The sequence below is a fragment of the Bacillus sp. FSL W8-0629 genome (genome assembly GCF_038593225.1).
GTDB lineage: Bacteria > Bacillota > Bacilli > Bacillales > Bacillaceae > Bacillus > Bacillus altitudinis.
Map to the genome: position 1 here is coordinate 2,296,021 of NZ_CP151975.1, position 22,369 is coordinate 2,318,389.

Genomic DNA, 22,369 nt, shown 5'->3' on the forward strand with positions numbered 1-22,369 from the left:
GACTTCTGCCAATATTAGTTTATTCGTTCTTGACTTAACTTAAACCTAAAATCAATCATTTTATCACAATTTTTTATTATAATACAAATGCAGCAAATATGCCATTGTTTTTGTTTACCCGTTTCCCACCATAGGAAAAACCCAGGAGGAGCATCCTGAGTTTATTCGGAACCTCTTTTGGTCAGCATTTGATGAATGACATTTGCTGTCTCCTCAACTGCTTTATTCGATACATCCACAACTTGACAGTTAATTCGGTCAACCACTTTTTCGAAATATTCTAGTTCCTCTTTAATCCGCTCGATATTCGCATAAATGGCACGGTCATTTAAACCGAGTGATTTTAAACGTTCTTTACGGATATGATTTAGTTTGTCTGGACTAATTTTCAGACCGATGCATTTTTTTGGATCAACTGAGAATAACTCCTCTGGCGGATCAACTTCAGGAACAATCGGAACGTTTGCTACCTTCAAGCGTTTATGTGCTAAGTACTGAGAAAGTGGTGTCTTAGACGTACGCGATACACCAATCAGCACAATATCAGCCTTTAGAATACCTCTTGGGTCCCGGCCATCATCATATTTCACAGCGAACTCAATGGCTTCTACCTTTTTAAAATAGTCCTCATCTAATTGACGTACACGACCTGGCTCATGTTTCGCTTCATTTCCATATGCCGTCTCCATTTTATCAATAAGTGGACCGATAATGTCATAGTACACGACGCCATTCGCTTCTGCTTCTTCTATTAAGAATTGGCGCATTTCTGGCACAACAAGAGTAAAGCAAACGATCCCATTATCTGCTTTCGCCAATGAAATCACTTCTTTAATCGTACCGACATCCTCTACATATGGGATTCTTCTAATATTTGAATGGTCGGATGAGCCGCCATCAAATTGGCTAAGTGCCGCTTTGACCACGAGCTCTGCCGTTTCTCCTACTGAATCTGATACAACAAAAATTACGCGATTACTCATAACATCCCCTCGCAGTCTTCTGTAATTAGATAATTTCGTTCTCTGATAAGCTAACAAGTATTTTCGTCATGTTTGTTTTCGTAATTCTGCCGACCACTTCAAAGCCTTTATCCGTATCTTTTATAACAGGAAGTGCATCTATTTGCTTTTCAATCAAGTGCTTGGCCACATCCATAATAAAATCTTCTTTGCGGCAAACGGTAATGTTCGGCATTCTTGTCATAATAATATGGACAGGTATAGATGGAAGCTCTTGTTTCCCAATACTTGCTCGAAGGAGGTCTTTTCTTGATAACACGCCTGTTAAAATAGAGTGATCGTCCACAACGAATAATGTGCCCACATCCTCTAAAAACATCGTACAAATCGCATCATAAACCGAAACATTTTCGTGTATCACGACCGGAATGGACTGAAAATCTTTCACTTGAAGTTTTTTCAGCTTATCTGCCAGAAGCTGCGTGCCTGTTTTGCCTGTAAAAAAGTAGCCGACCCTTGGTCTTGCTTCTAAAAAGCCAGACATCGTTAAAATGGCTAAATCCGGTCTGAGGGTAGCCCTTGTTAAGTTCAGCCGATCGGCGATATGCTCTCCAGTGATCGGACCATTCTCTTTGACAATCTGTAAAATCTGCTCTTGCCGTTTATTTAACTCGATTGTACTCACCACCTTTAAATAGAGAGAGCGAATCTTTACTTTATGTATATCAATTTCATAACTCATCATATTATAGCGCATCTTCGTCCGAATGAAACAAAAATCCACTCAAAAACCGTGAATTAAATGAGTAAAAAACGATTGCCCTTCGAAAAAGGCAACCGTTCTTAGGTATTTATTTTACAATTAAATTGTTCATATTCGCAAATGATTGAATGACTTTTGCAAGTTTGACCATTTGTGCCAAACGATTTTGTTTCAGTTTTTCATCATCCGCATGAACCATGGTATGGTCGAAATAATGAACAATTGGTGCTTTTAACGTATCTAACGCTTCAAGTGCTGAATGGTACTGTCCTCTTGCCATATACTCGTTGACGGCTTTTTCCGCTTGCTGATACGCTTCAAATAGCTTTTGTTCGTGTTCATTTTCAAACAGTTCAGGCTGAATCTGTGCGTCTTCCCCTTTTTTACTGATTGAAATGACGCGGCCTAGTGCCTCAGCCGTTTCTTTGAAACTCTCCTGTTTCACGCTCTCTTCAAGAACAGCCGCTTTTTTCACAACCGCATATGGTTCAATATTTTCAACATCAAGGACTGCTTCCACCACGTCATGACGGATATGTTCTGCTTGAAGGACATATTTCAAACGGTGTGTTAAAAATTCAATGAGAGCCGCTTCATGTTTTGTCTCTACTTGAGCTAGTGCTAAAAGCTCTTTAAATGAAAGATTCCATTGGCGGTCGAGCAGGATTTGAACGATACCGCTCGCTTGTCTTCTTAATCCATAAGGATCTTGAGAGCCCGTTGGAATGACATCAATTGAGAAGAATGAACAAATAGAATCTAACTTATCCGCCACTGCAACAATCGCCCCAATAAGTGTTGACGGCGCATCGTCACCGGCAAAACGCGGCATATAGTGCTCGTTGATACTCTTTGCCACTTCTTCATGTTCGCCAAGTGCTCTAGCATATTTTTCACCCATGATTCCTTGCAGTTCTGGGAATTCATAGACCATCTGAGTCACAAGGTCAAATTTAGAAATACTGGCTGCTCTTGCAGCGCGTTTAGACGTTTCTTCATCTGCACCCACATGACTAGCAAGGCGGACGGCAATGTCTGTTACTCTTTTCAGCTTGTCGCCAATCGTGCCAAGTTTCTCATGGAATACGACTTTATCAAGCCTTTGAATGTTGTCTTCAATGACAAGTTTTTCGTCTTCTTTATAGAAAAATGCCGCATCTGATAAACGTGCACGAAGGACCTTTTCGTTCCCTCTTGCCACATTTTCAAGTGCCTCACTGTTCCCGTTTCTGACCGTAATAAAGTGCGGCAGTAATTCCCCTTGTTCATTTTTCACTGGGAAATAACGCTGATGCTCTTTCATTGTCGTAACAAGCACTTCTTCTGGCAGCGCAAGAAATTCTTCTTCAAAAGAACCAAATAGAACGGTTGGATATTCAACGAGATCGTTCACTTCTTCTAGAAGCTCAGGATCAACTGGAATGACCCAGCCTTTTTCGGAAGAAAGGGCATGTAATTGCTCAGTAATTAATTGTTTTCTTTTATCTGAATCAACAATGACAAATTGATCTCTTAATGTTTGCTCATAAGAAGCTGGTGTGTCAATGCTGGCTGTCGTCCCTAGGAAACGATGTCCTCTAGTCTCCCGTCCGCTTTTCACTCCTGCAATTTCGACAGGAATGATCTCTTGACCAAATAAGCAAACAATCCATTTAATTGGACGGATATAGCGTAAATCCTCGCTTCCCCATCTCATGTTCTTTGGAAAACTCAATGAAGCGGCAATGTCCCCCAATGCTGGAAGAAGGTCTTTGACTTGCTTACCTTCTTGAAACTTTTGGACATGAACATAATCCACACCTTTGATGTCTTTGAAATACAGATCATCTGTTGAAGCGCCTTGCCCGCGGGCAAAACCTTCGGCAGCTTTTGTCCAATTGCCTTCAGCATCTTGAGCAATCTTTTTAGCCGGTCCTTTTGCTTCTTCTTTGATGTCCTCTTGTTTTTCTGCAACACCTTTGACGAGTACAGCTAGACGTCTTGGTGAATTATATAAAGCAACGTCTTCGAATGAAATATTTTGCGCTACGAACCAAGCTTTTACTTTGTCACCTAGCTGCTTTGTGCTTTCTGGCATGAAACGAGCCGGCATCTCTTCTAAGCCGATTTCAAGTAATACATCTTGTTTATTCATGAGAAGCCGCCTCCTCTTTTAGCATAGGGAATCCTAGTTTTTCTCGTTCTTCGTAATATGTTTTGGCTACTTTTCTCGCTAACTGACGTACTCTTCCGATATAGCCTGTTCGCTCAGTCACAGAAATCGCGCCTTTGGCATCAAGCAGGTTAAATGTGTGAGAACATTTGAGTACATAATCATATGCCGGGTGAACAAGCCCTTTGTCCATTTGGCTATGTGCTTCTTTTTCATATGTTGTAAATAAATCGAACAGCATATCCGTATTAGATGTTTCAAACGTATACACAGAATGCTCGTATTCAGCCATTAAGAATAAATCTCTTACAGTAAAGCCATCTGTCCATTCAAGATCAAATACATTTTCTTTGTCCTGGATGTAAGAAGCAAGACGCTCAATTCCGTATGTGATTTCAACAGAAACTGGCTTACATTCTAAACCGCCGACTTGCTGGAAATACGTAAATTGCGTAATTTCCATTCCATCAAGCCAAACTTCCCAGCCAAGTCCTGCGCAGCCAAGAGATGGGTTCTCCCAGTTGTCTTCAACAAAACGAATATCATGTTTCAGCGGGTCAATGCCAAGCGCCTTCAATGATTCCAGATACAGTTCTTGAATATTGTCAGGTGATGGCTTAATGATCACTTGAAATTGATGATGTTGATACAATCTGTTTGGGTTTTCTCCATATCTGCCGTCAGCCGGGCGTCTTGAAGGTTCTACATAGGCTACCTTCCATGGCTCTGGCCCAATGCTTCTGAGGAACGTGTATGGGCTCATCGTTCCAGCACCTTTTTCTGTGTCATATGCCTGCATTAATACGCAGCCTTCATTTGACCAATGCTTTTGCAGTGTCAAAATCATGTCTTGAATATTCAATGATCGCACCTCCATCTTTTTTACACCATCCGCTATGTATGGCGGTGGGGCCTAGAACCTTTTTGCAAAACACAAAAACTCCCGTCTCTATGCTCACAAGGTTCCTTGCAAACATAGGGACGAGAGTTTTTCCCGCGGTTCCACCCTATTTGCTGGTGTCGTAGCACCCAGCCGCTTTGTTTTACGTTGCTCAAGAATGCCTTTCGTTACGTGTCCATCCTTAGCTCACACCGCCCTAAGGTCGCTTTTATGGCTGATACGTAAGTACTTCTTTCTGTCAATGCAACATATTTGATCTTAGATGATCTTACAAAAAGTCACGAGAGATGTCAACTTTTGTTTTCACCGTCCATTAGCTTTTTCATGGATTCCATTTGATTCATGAATTTTTTTGATTTTAAATAAAGACCTGAATACTCTTCATAATAATGATCGAGCACTTGACGAATTTCTTGTTTCGTTTGTGGTTTCACGTCAACCTGACCAAGCCTTGATAAATCAAAATAATGAAACAAACGGAGCAGTCTTGCTGCTGCTGGGGATAAGGGCAGTTTATATGGATCTTTAGAAAAGCATTGCTTACAGATGAATCCGTTATCTCTAATTGAGAAATGGAACTGCCCTTCTTTTTGACCGCAGTGTACACATTGGTCCAGTTCAGGCTTCAACCCCATCACTGACAGCATTTTAACCTCTACGATAAATAAAATAATATCAGCATCTGTGCCTTCATTGAGATGGCGTAAAGATTGAAGAAGAAGTTCAAACAAGTAAGGGTTTGGCTTCTTTTCTTCTGTTCCTTTATCAAGTAATTCTGTCATATATGCGGCATATGCGGTCAGAAATAAATCTTCCCGAATGGTTCGCATGCTTTCCATCATTTCACCTTGCTGGAGCGTTCCAAGTCCTGTTGATGATTGGATCAGGAAGGTTCCGTATAAAAACGGCTGGCTTATGGCTGACAGGCGGCTGTTCGATTTCTTAGCGCCCCTTGCCATCACACCAATTTTCCCATGTTCTCTAGTGAGCAGCGTGACAATTTTGTTTGTTTCGCCATAATCTGTTGTTCTAAGGACGATTCCTTCACTTTTAATGAGCATTTGTCTACACTCCGAGCGTTGGAGGGGGTCAAGAATTATAAGATTGGAAAATCAAGTCGTGCTATTTCTTCTTCAAGTACATCGGGTCTTTCCAGGTTCTCCTTTTCTAACTCTTTGAAAAGCAGATACGTGTCAACGCTTCCTGTTTGTGAAAATACGTTCCATGTAAAATTCAACATAAAAACCCCACCTTTCTTTATTAGAAGCAGCAACGCTACATCCAACATATTAACTTTATCTTGACCAGGCTACCTCCATTTCATGATAAACAATTTTTACTAATCGAACCGCACCATTGTCAGATCTACTAACAACTGTATCGGTTTTTAATATTCGTCTTCTCTAAATCCGAAATCACGAAGATGTGTGGATTTATTACGCCAGTCCTTCTGCACTTTTACCCAAAGCTCTAAATACACCTTTGAGCCTAAAAGTGCTTCAATGTCTCTGCGCGCTTTTTGTCCCACTTCTTTTAATAAGCTGCCGCGCTTACCAATCACAATCCCTTTTTGTGAATCACGTTCGACGACGATGGTCGCTGCAACATGAATCTTGCCGTTTTCATCTGGCTTGATCGATTCAATCGCAACCGCAATACTGTGAGGGATCTCTTCTCTCGTTAAATGCAGCACTTTTTCACGAATTAATTCAGAAATAATAAATCGCTCTGGGTGATCTGTTACTTGATCTGCCGGATAAAATTGAGGGCCTTCTGGAAGATAACCTTCAATTTGCTGAAGAAGCGTATCAATGTTGTTGCCTTCAAGTGCTGAAATTGGCACAATTTCCTTAAATGGGTAACGTGTGCGGTATTCATCAATTAAAAGGAACAGTTCATCCGGATGAATTTGGTCAATTTTATTGACGACAAGGAACACCGGTGTCGATGTTTGCTTTAGTCGTTCAATGATGAATTCATCACCTTTTCCATAGCCTTCCTGTGCGTTGATCATAAACAAGATCAAATCAACTTCCTTGAGTGTATTTTGAGCCACCCTCATCATAAAATCGCCAAGTTTGTGCTTCGGTTTATGAATTCCTGGTGTATCGATAAAAATCGTTTGTGACGTGTTCGTTGTCAGAACACCTTGCACTTTGTTTCGAGTCGTTTGGGGCTTATCACTCATAATCGCAATCTTTTGCCCAATCACACGATTAAGAAAGGTCGATTTCCCTACATTTGGTCTTCCAATAATTGATACAAATCCTGATTTGAAGCTTTCGTTAGTCATTTAAATCCTCCGGTGAAAATGCGCCTGGCAATAGTTCGTTTACTGTCGTTTCGTATATATGTCCTTTTAAGTTCGTTAGAATCACTGGCATATCAGGTGCACATAGCTCTGAAATGACCTGTCTGCATGCGCCGCATGGTGAAACAGGTCGATCTGTATCAGCCACTACTGCAAGCATTTGAAAAGATGTGATGCCCTCTGAGTAAGCTTTAAAAAGTGCTGTTCTTTCTGCACAATTACACATACCATATGCTGCATTTTCAATATTGCAGCCGCCATACACTTTTCCGTCATGCGATAATAATGCTGCACCGACTTTGAATTTAGAATAGGGTACATATGCAAAATCTCTTGCTTTGACTGCTTCTGAAATCAACTCTTGTTTGTTCATTCTAGTTCCCACTTTCAGAAGAAATGGTACCACTGTCACATTTATATTTTACATAATTCACGTGACATTTTCACGCCCATTTCTAAAAATGTTAATAAATAGTAATATTGTTCTATTGCATGATCTTCGGTAAGAAGATCATCAACCCAATCATAACCGAAATGGCGGCGTAAACGCAAACAGCGCCTGCTGCCGCGTCCTTCGCTCTCTCAGCAAGAGGATGCTTCTCTTCTGTGAAAAGATCTACTGTATGTTCAATCGCTGTATTCACAAGTTCTAACGCAAACATCCCGCCGCATAAAAGCAGAATGATCATCCATTCAACCGGATGAATGTGAAACCAAAAGCCGCAAATCACCACGATGATGGCTGCGACTGTGTGAAACCGAAAATTCCGTTCATTCAAGAAAGTTCGCCATATTCCTCTAAATGCATAATAAAAACTCCGAAAAAAACGGACAAGCGGCGTTCGCTTCTTACGATGATCTCGAAAGGCCATAATCATCCAAGATTTTTGTCTGTTTGGCGAACATTTCTTTTTCATCTTCTTCTGTCATATGATCATAACCAAGCAAATGAAGAAAACCATGAATCGTTAAAAATCCTAGCTCTCTCATGAAGGAATGTCCATATTCCTCTGCTTGCTCTTTCGTACGATCAACACTAATGATAATGTCACCAAGTACAGGCGGAATGTCATCAGCTCCAATGATTTCAATTTCCCCTTCGCCTTCTTCCTCAAGGGCAAATGAAATTACATCTGTTGGTGCATCTTTTCCTCGGTATTCTTTATTAATTTGATGAATTTCTTCATTTGAAACGATCGATACTGATACTTCTGCTTGATCTTTTACTTCAAGAGCATCCGCAGCAAATTGAAGAAGTTTTTCCACTTCTTCAAGCTGCTCTTTCGATACTTGTCCTGTTTCATCTATTAAATCGATTAACAATGTCATTTACTTCACCTTCTGCTTCGGGGCATCTGGATATTCAATCCGAGAATGGAAAATCCCCTTTAATGTTGTACAAATTGTTTGGCTAATAATATTTAATTCTTTAAATGTCAGATCACATTCACTAAATTGTCCATCCTGCATCTTATCTGAAATAATGCCTTTGACAAGCTTTTCAATCCGCTCAGGGTTTGGATTATGCATCGAACGAACCGCCGCTTCCACGCTGTCAGCTACAGAAATAATGGCCGCTTCTTTCGATTGCGGTTTTGGACCAGGATAACGAAATTCTTCTTCTGTCACCTGATCATCCCGTTCTTTTGCCTTATAGTAAAAGAACTTCAGCAGGGACTTTCCGTGATGCTGTTCTGCAATGTCCACAAGTTCCTCTGGAAACTTCTTTTCTCTCAGCATTTCAGCACCATCTGTCGTATGGGCAATAATAATATTCTTGCTCAGCTGAGGAGAAAGCTTGTCGTGCGGATTATCAATGTTCATTTGGTTTTCAATAAAGTATTGTGGCCTTTTCGTTTTCCCAATGTCATGATAATAAGCTCCAACCCTTGCTAACAATCCATTTGCACCGACTGCTTCACATGCAGCATCCGCTAAATTCGCCACCATGACACTATGATGATATGTACCTGGCGTCTCTGTTAAGATCTTTTTCAGCAGCGGATGATTCGGGTTCGATAATTCAATAAGCTTCATGGTCGAAAGAATGCCAAACATGCTCTCAAAGACTGGCATTAACCCAATAACCAGAATAGCCGATGCAAACCCTGACACAATCGCCATGATGAGGTTTACACCTATTTCAAGCCCTGATGGAGAAGAATTTTGAATCAGCGTAATGGACAGCACGACAAGTACATTAACTAAAGCCACCCAAAGCCCGGCCTGCAAAATTTTCGATCTCGCATTATGTGTTCTCAAAAATAAAATTCCCGCCATCCCGCTTATTAGATAATAAGCACAGATGACATAGTTAAAGACACCTGTTACTCCTTGATTAAACATCATACTGCCGCAAAGGGCAAATACAAGGCCGGAGAAGATCGCCAGCCGCTCATTGATCAGCAGCTTAATCAGCATCGTGCCAAGTGCCACAGGCACGACATAGCCTATGGTCGTATACTTCGTTTCCTGGAAGAGACTGAATACTTCCATGATGATTAAAATAATGGTGAAAATGAGCGAGTACAGCAGTAACGATTTATTCTTATGGACGAGCGACTTTTTCCTCGATTCCAGTGAGTGGACAATCGCCGCTAAGAAGAGACCGATTAAGATGATAAGACCGCTTACAGGCTTAAACAAATTGGAACTGTTTAAAAGGCCGGTCAGTTCTAATTTGCGATAAACTTCGCGGTCAATGAGCTCGCCTTCTTCTACTAAAATTTGCCCTTGCTTGATTTGAACCGGCTGGATATTATCAGCTGCTTCTTGTCTTTTCTTCTCTGTTGCGACCGGGTCAAATACATAGTTTGGAATAATCGCAAATTCACCAATTTCTTTCGCTGCATTTAAATATTTTGATGGAATCGAATTGTTTTCAAGCTCTGCTTTCACTTGTTTCTTTTCATCTTGCAGCTTAGAAGCTGTGATTTCTTTACCCATGAGAGAATTGACCACTGTGATGATGGAATCCTTTGTAAAAGAAAGGTTTTCGTCACTTGCTTGGAGCAGTGCTTTAATCGATTGATCCGAAACAGCTTCCTGCATATCAGTTGTGAGTTTCTCTTTTACACGCTTCACCATCTCTTGATCTGTTGGCGGGTTCTCTTTATCATCAGCTGCTGCTTTCTTCTCTTCTTTAATGGCTTCAAAGAGGGATGAAATGAGGTCAACACGATTATCAGAATACGCTTTTTTGAGTGTATATTGGTCTTCTACTTGATCCGTTGCTTCTTGTTTCTTTTCTTCTGTTGCTTCTTGATCATCAACGGTAGACGGAGAATAGATGGTCTGCTCGCTCACTGAAAACAAATCTAGGTCGAGCGATTCAGGCTTTACATGGAAGAAGAGCACCACAAACAGAATGGCTGCTAAACCAGCGTATAGCAGTACGTTTAAATAGCGTGAGCGCTCCATTTTTTGAGGTTCTTTTTTAGACAGCAGTCTTTTTCGCTTACTGCCTTTCTGATTCTTTCTCAAGGAAAGTACCTCCTTTTTTACTTTAAACCACGATCGAAACAAAATGACCCGATTAAGGCGATCGGGTCACTCAGTTCATTTTTGCTTTTCGTATGCTCCAATGATCTTCGCCACAAGCGGGTGTCTGACCACATCTGTCTGATCTAATTCAATGAATGAGATACCCTTGATCTCAGCAAGCATGTCCTTTGCAGCTGCAAGGCCTGACTGCATACCTTTAGGCAGATCAATTTGTGTAATATCTCCTGTAATGACCATTTTAGAACCAAAGCCTAGTCTCGTCAAAAACATTTTCATTTGAGCTGGTGTTGTATTCTGCGCTTCATCTAAAATCACAAATGCATCATCAAGCGTCCGCCCTCTCATATAAGCAAGAGGGGCAATTTCAATGACACCGCGCTCAATTAAGCGTTCCGTATGATCACTGCCAAGCACATCGTGCAGAGCATCATATAGAGGTCTTAAATAAGGATCGACTTTTTCTTTTAAATCTCCTGGCAAAAAGCCAAGACTTTCCCCTGCTTCAACAGCTGGCCTTGTCAGGATAATCCGTTTGACATGTCCATTTTTGAGGGCATGTACTGCGTTGACCACTGCCAAATACGTTTTACCTGTACCAGCAGGGCCAATCCCAAAGACCAGATCATCTTTTTTCATTGCCGCAGCATATTCACGCTGGCCGATCGTTTTGACTCTGATCGACTTTCCTTTGGCATTTTTCGTAATTTCATCTTCATACATATTTTCAAAATAATTGAGCTTGTCTTTTTGCGCCATTTTAATGGCATAGACGACATCCCGTTCAGAAATCTCAATTCCTTTACGAATGAGATGTAAGAGAGATGTTATCAAACGGCTCACAGTATCTCTCGATGCTTCCTGACCAGAAACATACACTTTCTCTCCACGTGTGATAATGGAGACATTCAGCTCGTTTTCCATCAGTTTCAGATAAGCATCTTGATTGCCAAATAAAGCAATGGCTTCGTTTGGGCTATCCAATTTTTGTTGAATCTCAAGTAAATGTTCTGTCATTCTCTAGTCTCCCTGAACAATAGGTGTTGGTTGAACAATATCTTCTATTACTTGGTAAAGGATGATTAACTTAACTTTACCATTCCCTGTTGTCTCGTGCAAAACTTTTTCACTTTTCACCTCACCTGTTTGACCTAGCTTTTCTTCTAATTCTTTTTTACCCATTTTAATCCCTGCTTGAACCGCTTCTTTATTTGTGTATTCTCGATTTATTTTTTCACTTTCTCGTGTGATTTCCTTTTCATAGGAGAACGGTAGTTGCATATTCAAAAAATGAAGCGGGTGAACTTCTGTTTCTGTTTTCGGCTGCTGAAAATCATCTTTTTTAAAGGAAAATCCCCAAAATGGGATGGAGCCTCCAAACAAGGATAGCTTGTGCTTTGTCTTCATTTTACCCGTAAAGACATCAAAAGATGTTCGGAGAGGGACAGAAACTTCAGATCGGTACCATGTTTCACCATAGATTTTCGCTTTTGCTCCGACCGTTTTTTTCTGATCTTCACTCCCAATTAAACCTGAGACGAGCATCTGCCCTTTTTTCACATGTTCATCGACTTGGGCAAGCGGTTCCCCCTTTTCTACATACATTCTCGTAATGACCGCCTTTTTCTTGGCAACGATGTGCTGAGGACTCGTATATTTCTCCTTTTCAGGTTCATTTTTTTCGACCACTTTCATTTGAAACGTCGTTCCGTTCAGTTCAACTCCGACCCATGTAATGCTCTGAATATTGGTCGTCAATGACTTTTGTATTTTTTCAGGTGTCCCCATAAGAAACTGAAAACGCCCTTTTTGTACCCCTATTTCGTCCAGATGCTTTCTCATTTGGTGTTCTGTTTCTGGATTCGCACCTTTAATCTCAATTTTCCACACCATATTTGAAAGAGCCAATATCGTCACTAGGAAAAAAGCCATCCCGAGGGTAAATCCAATATTTCTTCTCGACCATAGAAGAAGAAACGGGAACCCTTTCTTTTGATGAAATGAACATTTCACCTCATGATGTCTGCGCACTTTTCTAAAGGCATGTACATCTGAGAGGCGAATAAATAAGCGCACGCTGTCTTGACGGCGGCTCACTTGAAAAATTGTGATCCCCTGTCTCGTGCACTCATTGATTAACCGCTCAATACCGCTTCCTCTTATCTCCACTTCCACTCTGCCAATAAAATAAGCAAACCATTTGTTCTTCACGTTTCTCCCCTCCGTCAGTTAAGAATCAATATAACGGACCTCATCGATTTTCCCCTCTAATAAGATCTCTTCTGGCAAAATCGTTTTAATCACAAAGTCTTTTCCTGAAATAATGCACTGTCCTTGCTTGAGCATCAGCCTTACCTCTTGATCACTGAAAAGTAAAAGCCCTTTATGGTTCTCTATGTAAATATGGAGTCTGCCAACCATCGTAATACGGGGAAGATCCATCATCACGTCCGGAGGGATTTCAAGTGTTCTTGTCAGCCATGCTTTAAGTCGATTTTTTCTTTTTCCCATTCAATAAGAACCCCTTCCCACCTCATGTGTATGAGATCAAACTGAAAGATGGTGAGACTGATGAGAAAGCCTCTATATCATCCTATTCCTCAGCGGTTCATATCATGCTAATGAATCCCGTAAAACAGCCGTTTCATCATTTTGACTAAGAAAAGTCTCCATTACACAACAAAAAAGCCCCCTTAAGGATGAGGGGGCTTACTTCTTTATCTTTTATATGGTCGTTTCATCGTTCGATGCGGCTTTTTCGCACGAGGCTCTCCAAATACTTCACCAAGGATCATCCCTTGAACGACCGTATCTTGGTTGAGTTTCTCAATCATTTTCGGCTTCATTCCAGCAGATGCTGCTTTTGGCCTTGTAAGTTCTCTTTCAAGCGATTGAAACTCTTTATTCAGCTCGCTTTTTCTTTCTTCCATTTCGGCAAGTGTAGCTGTATAACGATCCTGTAAGGATTGTGAACCTTGTTTTTTCATCCCGCCATGATCATGTACATCGCCAAAATCGTCAAGCTGGTCCGTTACGACCGGATCTGGACTTGTTTGTTTTGTTTGCTTTTGCGGCACTGGTTTACGCTGAGGAGCCGGTTTGTTTTGCTGGTTCTTTTGTTCGTTCTCCTCTTGTTTACCGATTTTCCCAAAAACCGCAGAAATGATACCGATGATAATCGCGATTAATAGCGGATTTTCAAATAGAATGTCCAATGGGCTCCCTCCTTAAAGCGTGAGAGGATGCTTATTTGTTTTCATTATCAGATGGACCTTTTGTCATTTTGCCAAATGAATCTCTCATATCCGTATCAGCATCGATATTCTTAATGTTCATGTAGTCCATGACACCGATATTACCTTCACGTAGTGCTTCGGCCATTGCAAGTGGTACTTCCGCCTCTGCTTCTACTACTTTCGCGCGCATTTCTTCAACTCTCGCACGCATTTCTTGTTCTTGTGCAACAGCCATTGCCCGGCGTTCTTCTGCTTTCGCCTGTGCAATGTTTTTGTCGGCTTCTGCTTGGTCTGTCTGCAGGATTGCCCCGATGTTCTTACCGATATCAACATCTGCGATATCAATCGAGAGAATTTCAAATGCTGTACCTGAATCTAATCCTTTACCAAGAACCGTTTGAGAAATCATATCAGGATTTTCAAGAACCTTTTTATGATTATCTGATGAACCGATTGTCGAAACAATCCCTTCACCTACACGAGCAATGATCGTTTCTTCCCCTGCACCACCGACAAGTCTGTCAATGTTTGCACGAACTGTAATACGTGCTTTTGCTTTTACTTCAATCCCGTCCATCGCAACACCTGAGATAAATGGTGTTTCAATGACTTTAGGGTTTACACTCATTTGGACAGCTTCAAGTACGTCACGGCCTGCTAGGTCGATTGCCGCACAGCGAGCAAAGTTCAATTCGATATTCGCACGCTGAGCTGCGATCAGTGCGTTGATCACGCGGTCTACGTTACCACCTGCAAGATAGTGGCTTTCTAATTGGTTAATCGTCGCATCAAGACCTGCTTTATGCGCTTTGATGAGCGGGTTGACCACTCGGTTTGGAATCACTCGGCGAAGCCTCATTCCTACAAGTGTAAAAATGCTCACTCTTACGCCAGCCGCTAGGGCAGAAATCCACAGCATCACCGGTACAAAGGTGAAGAAGATCGATAGAACGATCAAACCTGCTGCGATAATCACAAATAATAGTAAAGTAGATGGATCCATTTTATTCCTCCTATAAAATCAGTATATCTATACTTTCCTCACGACAATGCGTGAGCCTTCCGCTTTCACAATTTTTACTTGTTCATCCTTATCGATAAAAGCACCTTCTGACACAACATCAATGCGCTCGTCTCCGAATACAATCGTACCAGATGGACGAAGTGCTGTTGCTGTCACTGCGATTTGTCCTACAAGATCATCTCTTGTTTCATTTGAGACATAACCACTTTCTTTATTGGTTGAATCGGTTAAAATGAACTTTTTAAAAAATTTCATACGTTTCCCCAACACCTTTGTCAATAAAATAACTGCTATGATTGAAACAGCAGTGGCAATCAAGATGGAAATCGCCATTTCTGTAAAGCTTCCAGCTGCTAAAAATAAGCTGACAACGACACAGATTAGTCCAATGACACCCACGATTCCCCCTGGCAAAAATAATTCCAGAATGATCAACACAATCCCTGCCAAAAACAGGAACAATGTCTCATATCCTGCAAAACCTGCCACGAGATGACCATAAAAGAATAGAAGAAGCGCTGTGACTCCCATGGTGCCTGGAACCCCAAAGCCGGGAGAATATAATTCAACAATTAATCCTAAGCTCGCAATGGATAAAAGGATAGGAATGACGATCGGATGCGTGAGAAAACGCGCAACCTTTTCAGCAAAGCTCACTTCATCGTATTGAACAGAGGCATCTGCTAAGTTCAGCTTCTGAACCAAGTCATCCATATTTTTCGCTTCTCCTTCTGCATAACCGAACTGAAGCGCCCGATCTGTGTTAAAGGTCAGCAATTCTCCTTTTGGTGCACCAGCTTCTTTTGCGTCTATATCTACATCTGCCATCGCAAGAGCATATTTTGGATCACGCCCCTGCTTTTCAGCAGCGTCACTCATTTCAGCAAGCCATAGAGATTCAGATTTTTGATCGGCAGCGTTGCCTTCACCGTCAATGATCGCAGCAGCCCCCATCTTTCCGTTTGGGGTCATATAAATTTGATCGGCATTTAGGGCAATGAATGCCCCGGCTGAAAGCGCTCTATGATTCACAAACGCTGTCACTGGGATGTCGGATGCACGAATGGTATCGGCTATTTCAAGTGCCGCATCGACTGCACCACCTGGTGTATTGATGTCGAGAATGATGTGCTTCGCCCGTTCCGACTTTGCCTGCTCAAATGATCGTTCAATGAATTTAGAAAGTCCTTTTTCTACTGTATCTTCAATTGGGATTACATGAACTTTCTGATCTGCTGATTTCGCGGTCAATTGAACCCCTAATAACAAGCATATTATAAAACAACTGAAGAGAGCAATAGAAATTTTCATTTTTTTCATCTATTTGGTGATCCCCCCTCTCTTTCTTTCATTTTACCGTTCCTTTACATACGTTACAAATGTATCATAGGTTTCATTTTTATATGACAGGTTTATGGAGGCATAAAAAAAGTACCCTTCTAACATGAGAAGGATACTTTTTTATTGAGACAGTTGCTCGCTGACAAGTCTGTTAATCACAGCACCATCAGCTTTACCTTTTACTTTTGGCATAATAGCGCTCATCACTTTACCCATATCAGCTTTCGATGAAGCACCGGTTTCGGCGATTGTTTCTTTCACAACCGCCTGCAGTTCTTCTTCAGAAAGCTGTTCAGGTAAATAAACGTCTAAAATGTCAATCTCTTTTTGAACTTTATCTACTAAATCTAAGCGATTAGCTTTCGAAAATTCATGGAGGGAGTCTTTACGTTGCTTAATCTCGCGGGAAAGGACGGTTAGTTCCTCATCTCCGGTCAAACTGTCTTTCTTAAGCTTTATTGCTTCATTTTGCAGTGAAGCCTTTACCATACGAATGACAATAAGCTTGTCTTTCTCTCGGTTTTTCATAAAAAGCTTCATATCAGAATTTAATTGCTCAAGAAGACTCATAAAATCCACCCTCTTTAGAATTTACGTTTTCTAGCAGCTTCAGACTTTTTCTTACGCTTTACGCTAGGCTTTTCATAAAATTCACGCTTTCTTGCTTCTTGCAATGTTCCAGTTTTGGATACACTGCGTTTAAAGCGACGAAGAGCATCTTCAAGCGATTCGTTTTTTCTAACGACCGTTTTTGACATTCTCTTTCCCTCCCTCCGAATACACCAATCGACTGCATTAAAAAAAGATATACATATGCAAAACATGTACCTAGACATTATAATATAAGCCTAGGTTGAGGTCAACTAAGTGATTTGGAAATATATTTTCGTCATGAGCAGGTAGACAAGTCCATATATTCATTGGTAAGAGGAGGACTTTTCTATGATGGCGATCATTTATTTTTGTGCACTTATTTTCATTTTTTTATGGGCAATGGGTTTGCTTAGGAAAGGATTAATGGCACTCACGTCGTCTCGTATTGAGAAATCACTTCTTCTCTTTACAGATCATCCAGTCAAAGCATTCTTGGTCAGTATTGTGTTTACAGGGGTTCTTCAAAGCAGTTCGGCGTTTATGGTCATCGTTATCGGCTTTGTGAGTACAGGCATTCTCACGTTTAAAAAATCCATACCCATGATTCTTGGAACGAATATCGGCTCAACATTTACGACAGAATTTATTGCCATTAAGATGGACGTGTTTATGTGGGTTCTGATTGCAGCTGGTCTTTTATGTATCATTTTGGGCAGGAAGTCTTTTCGATATGCAGGAAAAAGTTTATTTGGGCTTGGCATGATCTTTTTTTGTATTCAAGGTTTTTCAAAAATTGCAGGTATGATGACCAGTCAGCCAGAGACACTGCGTTTCCTTGAAATGATGCAGCATTCCGATTGGACAGCTCTTCTCTCTGGTACAGTGTTCACGGCGATTGTTCATTCAAGCTCTGTATGTATCGGTATTTTGATGGGATTTATGAATGAAGGGACTGTCGCTCTAAAAGAAGGCATCAGCTTTGTTTTAGGGTCCAATATCGGAACATGTATTACTGCCGTGATGGCTGCTATCTCTGGCGGTTATGCAGCCCGCCAAACCGCGTATGCACACGTCGTGTTTAATGTTCTAGGTGTTCTTTTATGTCTTCCTTTTCTCACCTTTATCACAGAGTTTGTTGCACTTTTAGCAAGCTCTCCTGCCCAGCAGATTGCGCACTTTAGTCTGCTGTTTAATGTTGCAAGTTCTCTCCTCTTTTTCCCGTTCATCCGCCCTTTTCACGCCTTGATTTTGTTCCTTCTTCCAAATCAGTCAACATAAAAGAAACCGGCTTGCCTAATGGCTGCCGGTTTTTCATTCATTATGAGGTCATTCTCACTTGATCCGTCTGCACGTCATCACTTATACGGACGAATTGTCCTTCGTTATAAGGATAGCCTGCTTTCGTAATCTTCACTTTTACCAAACGGCCGATCATGTCCTCTGTTCCTTCAAATACGACCTTCATGTAGTTATCAGTATATCCTACATACAGATTGTGCGTTCCGTCTTGTTCTTTGAAGGATTCTTCTGGAATAATCTCTAAGACGTCGCCTTCATATGCCGATGCATATTCTTTTGCAAGCTGATCAGAAAGAGCAATGAGGCGGTGAACGCGTTCGTTTTTCACATTCTCATCTACTTGTTCTTCCATTCTTGCAGCAGGCGTACCTGTCCGTTTGCTGTAAGGAAACACATGGAGCTCAGAGAATTGATGGTCTTTGACAAAATTGTATGTTTCCATAAATTCTTCTTCTGTTTCTCCTGGGAATCCAACGATCACATCTGAAGTGACAGCAAGACCTGGCAATGCTTTTTTGAGCTTCGTTAAACGCTCTGCAAAGAATTCCATTGTGTATTTACGGCGCATTCTTTTCAGTACAGTATTAGAGCCAGATTGAAGCGGAATGTGCAAGTGTCTCACAATTTTATCTGACTGATCGAGCACTTCAATCACTTCGTCTGTAATTTGACTTGCTTCAATGGATGAAATGCGGATTCGTTTTAATCCAGCCACACGTTCATCTAATTCTTTCAGAAGCTTAGCAAAGTTATAATCCTTTAAATCTTCACCGTATCCACCTGTATGAATACCTGTTAATACAATTTCTTTGTAGCCAGCATCGACAAGCTGCTGCGCTTGATTGATGACTTCTTCTGGATCGCGAGAACGCAGTAATCCGCGAGCCCAAGGGATAATGCAGAATGTACAGAAATTGTTACAGCCTTCTTGGATTTTTAATGAAGCACGTGTTCTATCAGTAAACGCAGGAACATCTAGTTCTTCAAAGACCCGTGCTTTCATGATATTGCCAACTCCGTTGATCGGCTGTCTTTCTCTTCTGTATTCTTCAATATAACCAAGCAGTTTATGTCTGTCTTGTGTGCCAACCACAATATCAACACCAGGAATCGCCATGATTTCTGCCGGAGACGTTTGTGCGTAACAGCCTGTTACACAAATGACACCATCCGGATTATGACGAATGGCTCTTCTAATGACTTGGCGGCTTTTTTTATCGCCTGTATTGGTGACGGTACATGTATTAATGACATATACGTCTGCTTTTGATTCATAATCTTTTCTTTCATAGCCAGCTTCTTTAAACAGCTGCCAGATGGCTTCTGTTTCGTAGTGATTGACCTTACAGCCAAGTGTATGGAACGCTACTGTTCCCATCATGATTCACCTCTTAATAACTCTGTTTGATAAGATATAGCAGAAAGCGCGTAAAGAGGAGCTGTTTCTGTTCTTAAAATGCGTGGTCCAAGCCCGCAAATGACTGCACCATGCGCTTCAAGTTCTTCAATTTCCTTTTCTGCTAAACCGCCTTCTGGACCAAAAACCACTAATAAGGTTTGTCCGCCCTTCATCTGTTGGAGCACCGTTTGAAACCGGCTTTGCTCGCCTTCTTTCGATGATTCTTCGTATGCAACGACACATTTATCGAATTCACCGGCCAGTTGAATCAGCTCTTTAAATGTTGATACTGGATGAACGCGCGGAATGATATTCCGGTAAGACTGCTCGGCAGCTTCTTTCGCAATTTTTTCCCAGCGATCTCGTTTTTTTAATGACTTTTTTTGGTCAAGTTTTGTAATCGAACGAGTCGCTTGAAACGGAATAAAAGCACTTGCGCCAAGCTCGGTGCCTTTTTGGATAATCCATTCAAGCTTATCCCCTTTTGGCAGACCGCTTGCAATCGTCACCTTGATCGGAAGTTCTCGATTCTGATTCGTCCAGCCTTCCAAGTGACAAATCACTTCTTCCTTTGTTATTGTATCAATTTTACTGAGCGCTTCAAAGCCGTCTGTCGTTAAGCAAAGGATGTCTTCTCCTGCTTTCATCCGCATGACGTTTGCAAGGTGATGAACATCTTCACCCTTTATGACGATGTTTCCCTTTTCCGTCACTTCTTCTTTTGTGAGGTCGATAAAATATCGTTGCATACGTGTCCTGACACCTACTCGCTTTATTTTTTCGCTATTATGCTGACCCAATCTTCCATTGACAGCACTTCAACAATCTCAAAACCGGCTTCTTCTAAAGCAGTTTTGACTTGTAATTTCTTTTGTCCGATAATGCCTGATGTAATAAAGTAACCGTCTTTCTTCAATAGATCATACGCTTGATCTGTAAAGCGCATGATGACCTCTGCAAGGATGTTGGCCACAATCACATCGCGTTCACCTGAAATCCCATCAAGTAAATTATTTTGTTTTACCGTTACTTGCTCGCTCACACCATTTAATTCGATGTTCTGCTTTGCACTTTCCACTGCAACGGTGTCGAGATCAAATGCATGAATGTCTTTTGCACCGAGCATTGCAGCGGCAACACTTAAAATGCCAGATCCTGTTCCAACGTCAATCACCGTGTCGTTTTCCTTCACATAGCGCTCAAGCGCCTGAATGCAAAGAACCGTTGTTGGATGTGTACCGGTTCCAAATGCCATTCCAGGGTCCATTTCGATGATCAATTCATCAGAATGAACGGGTGTGTACTCTTCCCATGTTGGGACGATGGTAAATTTCTCAGAGATTTTCACAGGATGATAGTATTTCTTCCATGCAGTCGCCCATTCTTCTTCGTTTACTTCACAAATTGACAGTGTATTTCGTCCAAGGTCAATATCGTATAGAAGAAGATTATTGATGGCTTCTTTGATCTCATCTACCGTTTCCATCAAAAAGCTATTCATCGGAAGGTAGGCTTTGACGATGACCCCTTCCTCAGGATAATCATTCGGATCGAGCTGGTAGATCTCACCGTATACATTTTCACGTTCCTTGACTAAATCAAGCGGGTCCTCAATCACGACACCACTTGCACCTGCTTCATGCAAAATATTGGTGATCGGTTCCACCGCTTCATTTGTTGTATGGACGCTTATTTCTGACCACTTCAATACTACCAACTCCTTATCCGTCTTACTCGCCTTTAAATGCGCGTTTCACCTTATCGAAAAAGCTCATTTCTTGTTCGTCCGGTTTATTTCCGCTCACTTCAGCAAATTTTCTAATGATATCTTTTTGATTTTCAGTTAAATTCGTCGGTGTTACGACGCGTACAACGATATGCTGATCGCCTTGACCATAACCGCGTACATTTTTTACACCTTTTCCTTTGAGTCTAAACTTCGTGCCCGTTTGTGTGCCCGCAGGAACTTTTAATTTGACTTTCCCATGTAATGTCGGCACTTCAATTTCATCACCTAGTGCAGCCTGCGCAAAGGTAAGCGGCATTTCGCAGTAGATGTCATCTCCATCTCGTTCGAAGAATTCATGCGCCCTCACATGGAAAACAACAAATAGATCGCCTGGAGGTCCTCCATTTACACCTGGTTCACCTTGACCAGATACTCTAAGCTGCTGACCATCGTCCACACCTGCTGGGATCGTCACATTGATTTTCTTACGCTTACGCACTTTACCAGATCCACCACATGTTGAACACTTATGTTCAATTTGTTTACCAGTTCCGCTACAGTAGTTACATACTCTGCGGTTGACTACTTTACCAAATGGCGTGGATTGCTCGACATTTAGTTGACCTGATCCGCCGCAATGTGAGCATGTCTTCGCCTGTGTTCCAGGTTTTGCACCTGATCCATGACACGTTTCACATGATTCCTCGCGGGGAATCTCGATCGTTGCTTCTTTCCCAAATGCCGCTTCTTCAAATGAAAGGGTCATTGTATATTGAAGGTCCGCTCCTTGACGCGGTGCATTTGGATCTCTTCTTCTGGCTCCGCCGCCAAAAATACTAGAGAAGATGTCATCAAATCCGCCGAAGCCGCCAAAGTCTCCTCCACCGCCAAATCCGCCGCCACCAAATCCTTGGTTTGGATCGGTGTGACCGAACTGGTCATACTGTGAACGTTTTTGATCGTCAGAAAGGGTTTCATAGGCTTCTTTTACTTCTTTGAATTTCTCATCTGAGCCAGCTTCTTTATTAATATCAGGGTGATACTTTTTTGAAAGCTTGCGGTATGCCTTTTTGATTTCGTCCTTTGAGGCGCTCTTACTCACGCCAAGCACTTCATAGTAATCACGCTTACTCATCTCTTCACACTCCCGATTTTCT

24 protein-coding genes are annotated in these 22,369 nt (G+C 41.5%); 1 reads left to right on the forward strand and 23 read right to left on the reverse strand.

Features of this window, described 5'->3' with window-relative positions; all coding sequences use genetic code 11:
- Positions 1-161 precede the first annotated feature (161 nt).
- From NSQ17_RS11825 to rpsU, 19 genes are all read right to left on the reverse strand, one after another.
- Positions 162-983, reverse strand: a complete 822-nt coding sequence (locus NSQ17_RS11825) for a pyruvate, water dikinase regulatory protein (protein ID WP_008342399.1) — start codon at positions 981-983, stop codon at positions 162-164.
- Between the two features lie 25 nt (positions 984-1,008).
- Positions 1,009-1,647: a helix-turn-helix transcriptional regulator gene (locus tag NSQ17_RS11830; protein ID WP_024423017.1), complete on the reverse strand. Its 639-nt coding sequence runs from the start codon at positions 1,645-1,647 to the stop codon at positions 1,009-1,011.
- A gap of 166 nt (positions 1,648-1,813) precedes the next feature.
- Entirely contained in the window at positions 1,814-3,859 is a 2,046-nt protein-coding gene (gene glyS, locus NSQ17_RS11835; protein WP_342467445.1) for a glycine--tRNA ligase subunit beta, read from the reverse strand.
- Positions 3,852-4,739 carry a glycine--tRNA ligase subunit alpha gene (gene glyQ / locus NSQ17_RS11840; protein ID WP_003217487.1) on the reverse strand — a complete coding sequence of 296 codons (888 nt, stop codon included), beginning with the start codon at positions 4,737-4,739 and terminating at the stop codon, positions 3,852-3,854. The genes glyS and glyQ overlap by 8 nt, the downstream gene beginning before the upstream one ends.
- Positions 4,740-5,068: 329 nt before the next feature.
- Positions 5,069-5,839, reverse strand: coding sequence for a DNA repair protein RecO (recO, locus tag NSQ17_RS11845; protein ID WP_008342406.1), 771 nt, complete (start codon positions 5,837-5,839; stop codon positions 5,069-5,071).
- 35 nt (positions 5,840-5,874) lie between these two features.
- Complete coding sequence (locus NSQ17_RS11850) at positions 5,875-6,018, reverse strand: YqzL family protein (protein WP_008342408.1); 144 nt, start codon at positions 6,016-6,018, stop codon at positions 5,875-5,877.
- Positions 6,019-6,165: 147 nt separating this feature from the next.
- Complete coding sequence (era, locus tag NSQ17_RS11855) at positions 6,166-7,071, reverse strand: GTPase Era (protein WP_007501305.1); 906 nt, start codon at positions 7,069-7,071, stop codon at positions 6,166-6,168.
- Positions 7,064-7,462, reverse strand: a complete 399-nt coding sequence (locus tag NSQ17_RS11860) for a cytidine deaminase (protein ID WP_008342410.1) — start codon at positions 7,460-7,462, stop codon at positions 7,064-7,066. Before NSQ17_RS11860 ends, era begins: the two co-directional genes overlap by 8 nt.
- A 112-nt stretch (positions 7,463-7,574) precedes the next feature.
- Positions 7,575-7,961, reverse strand: coding sequence for a diacylglycerol kinase family protein (locus NSQ17_RS11865; RefSeq protein WP_024718818.1), 387 nt, complete (start codon positions 7,959-7,961; stop codon positions 7,575-7,577).
- Positions 7,939-8,418: an rRNA maturation RNase YbeY gene (gene ybeY, locus NSQ17_RS11870; protein WP_007501310.1), complete on the reverse strand. Its 480-nt coding sequence runs from the start codon at positions 8,416-8,418 to the stop codon at positions 7,939-7,941. Before ybeY ends, NSQ17_RS11865 begins: the two co-directional genes overlap by 23 nt.
- Positions 8,419-10,509 carry an HD family phosphohydrolase gene (locus NSQ17_RS11875; RefSeq protein WP_342468100.1) on the reverse strand — a complete coding sequence of 697 codons (2,091 nt, stop codon included), beginning with the start codon at positions 10,507-10,509 and terminating at the stop codon, positions 8,419-8,421. It abuts the gene before it with no gap.
- A gap of 138 nt (positions 10,510-10,647) precedes the next feature.
- Positions 10,648-11,607: a PhoH family protein gene (locus NSQ17_RS11880; RefSeq protein WP_008342419.1), complete on the reverse strand. Its 960-nt coding sequence runs from the start codon at positions 11,605-11,607 to the stop codon at positions 10,648-10,650.
- A gap of 3 nt (positions 11,608-11,610) precedes the next feature.
- A complete protein-coding gene (gene yqfD / locus NSQ17_RS11885; RefSeq protein ID WP_041090989.1) occupies positions 11,611-12,801 on the reverse strand; it encodes a sporulation protein YqfD in 1,191 nt (396 codons plus the stop codon).
- Positions 12,802-12,819: 18 nt separating this feature from the next.
- Complete coding sequence (gene yqfC / locus NSQ17_RS11890) at positions 12,820-13,101, reverse strand: sporulation protein YqfC (RefSeq protein ID WP_012010618.1); 282 nt, start codon at positions 13,099-13,101, stop codon at positions 12,820-12,822.
- Between the two features lie 206 nt (positions 13,102-13,307).
- Entirely contained in the window at positions 13,308-13,805 is a 498-nt protein-coding gene (locus tag NSQ17_RS11895) for a hypothetical protein (RefSeq protein ID WP_024718815.1), read from the reverse strand.
- A 31-nt stretch (positions 13,806-13,836) separates the two neighbouring features.
- The gene (gene floA / locus NSQ17_RS11900; protein ID WP_008356247.1) at positions 13,837-14,829 is read right to left on the reverse strand and encodes a flotillin-like protein FloA; all 993 of its coding nucleotides are present in this window, start codon (positions 14,827-14,829) and stop codon (positions 13,837-13,839) included.
- 27 nt (positions 14,830-14,856) lie between these two features.
- On the reverse strand, positions 14,857-16,170 hold the full coding sequence (locus tag NSQ17_RS11905; RefSeq protein WP_073413896.1) for a nodulation protein NfeD: 1,314 nt from the start codon (positions 16,168-16,170) through the stop codon (positions 14,857-14,859).
- 141 nt (positions 16,171-16,311) lie between these two features.
- A complete protein-coding gene (locus tag NSQ17_RS11910; RefSeq protein ID WP_007501319.1) occupies positions 16,312-16,761 on the reverse strand; it encodes a GatB/YqeY domain-containing protein in 450 nt (149 codons plus the stop codon).
- Positions 16,762-16,775: 14 nt separating this feature from the next.
- Positions 16,776-16,949 (reverse strand): 30S ribosomal protein S21, encoded by a 174-nt coding sequence (rpsU, locus tag NSQ17_RS11915; RefSeq protein ID WP_003152957.1) that lies wholly within the window; start codon positions 16,947-16,949, stop codon positions 16,776-16,778.
- A gap of 184 nt (positions 16,950-17,133) precedes the next feature.
- Here rpsU and NSQ17_RS11920 point away from each other — a divergent pair, with 184 nt between their 5' ends.
- Complete coding sequence (locus NSQ17_RS11920; RefSeq protein ID WP_039167243.1) at positions 17,134-18,063, forward strand: Na/Pi symporter; 930 nt, start codon at positions 17,134-17,136, stop codon at positions 18,061-18,063.
- Positions 18,064-18,103: 40 nt separating this feature from the next.
- Here the strand turns inward: NSQ17_RS11920 and mtaB are convergent, their stop codons facing one another.
- The 4 genes from mtaB to dnaJ are packed head-to-tail and all read right to left on the reverse strand — an operon-like array spanning position 18,104 to position 22,347.
- Positions 18,104-19,462, reverse strand: coding sequence for a tRNA (N(6)-L-threonylcarbamoyladenosine(37)-C(2))-methylthiotransferase MtaB (mtaB, locus tag NSQ17_RS11925; RefSeq protein ID WP_342468101.1), 1,359 nt, complete (start codon positions 19,460-19,462; stop codon positions 18,104-18,106).
- Entirely contained in the window at positions 19,462-20,232 is a 771-nt protein-coding gene (locus NSQ17_RS11930) for a 16S rRNA (uracil(1498)-N(3))-methyltransferase (RefSeq protein ID WP_035390848.1), read from the reverse strand. The genes mtaB and NSQ17_RS11930 overlap by 1 nt, the downstream gene beginning before the upstream one ends.
- A gap of 23 nt (positions 20,233-20,255) precedes the next feature.
- Positions 20,256-21,191: a 50S ribosomal protein L11 methyltransferase gene (gene prmA, locus NSQ17_RS11935; protein WP_017358022.1), complete on the reverse strand. Its 936-nt coding sequence runs from the start codon at positions 21,189-21,191 to the stop codon at positions 20,256-20,258.
- A 22-nt stretch (positions 21,192-21,213) separates the two neighbouring features.
- On the reverse strand, positions 21,214-22,347 hold the full coding sequence (dnaJ, locus tag NSQ17_RS11940) for a molecular chaperone DnaJ (RefSeq protein ID WP_217966985.1): 1,134 nt from the start codon (positions 22,345-22,347) through the stop codon (positions 21,214-21,216).
- Positions 22,348-22,369 lie beyond the last annotated feature (22 nt).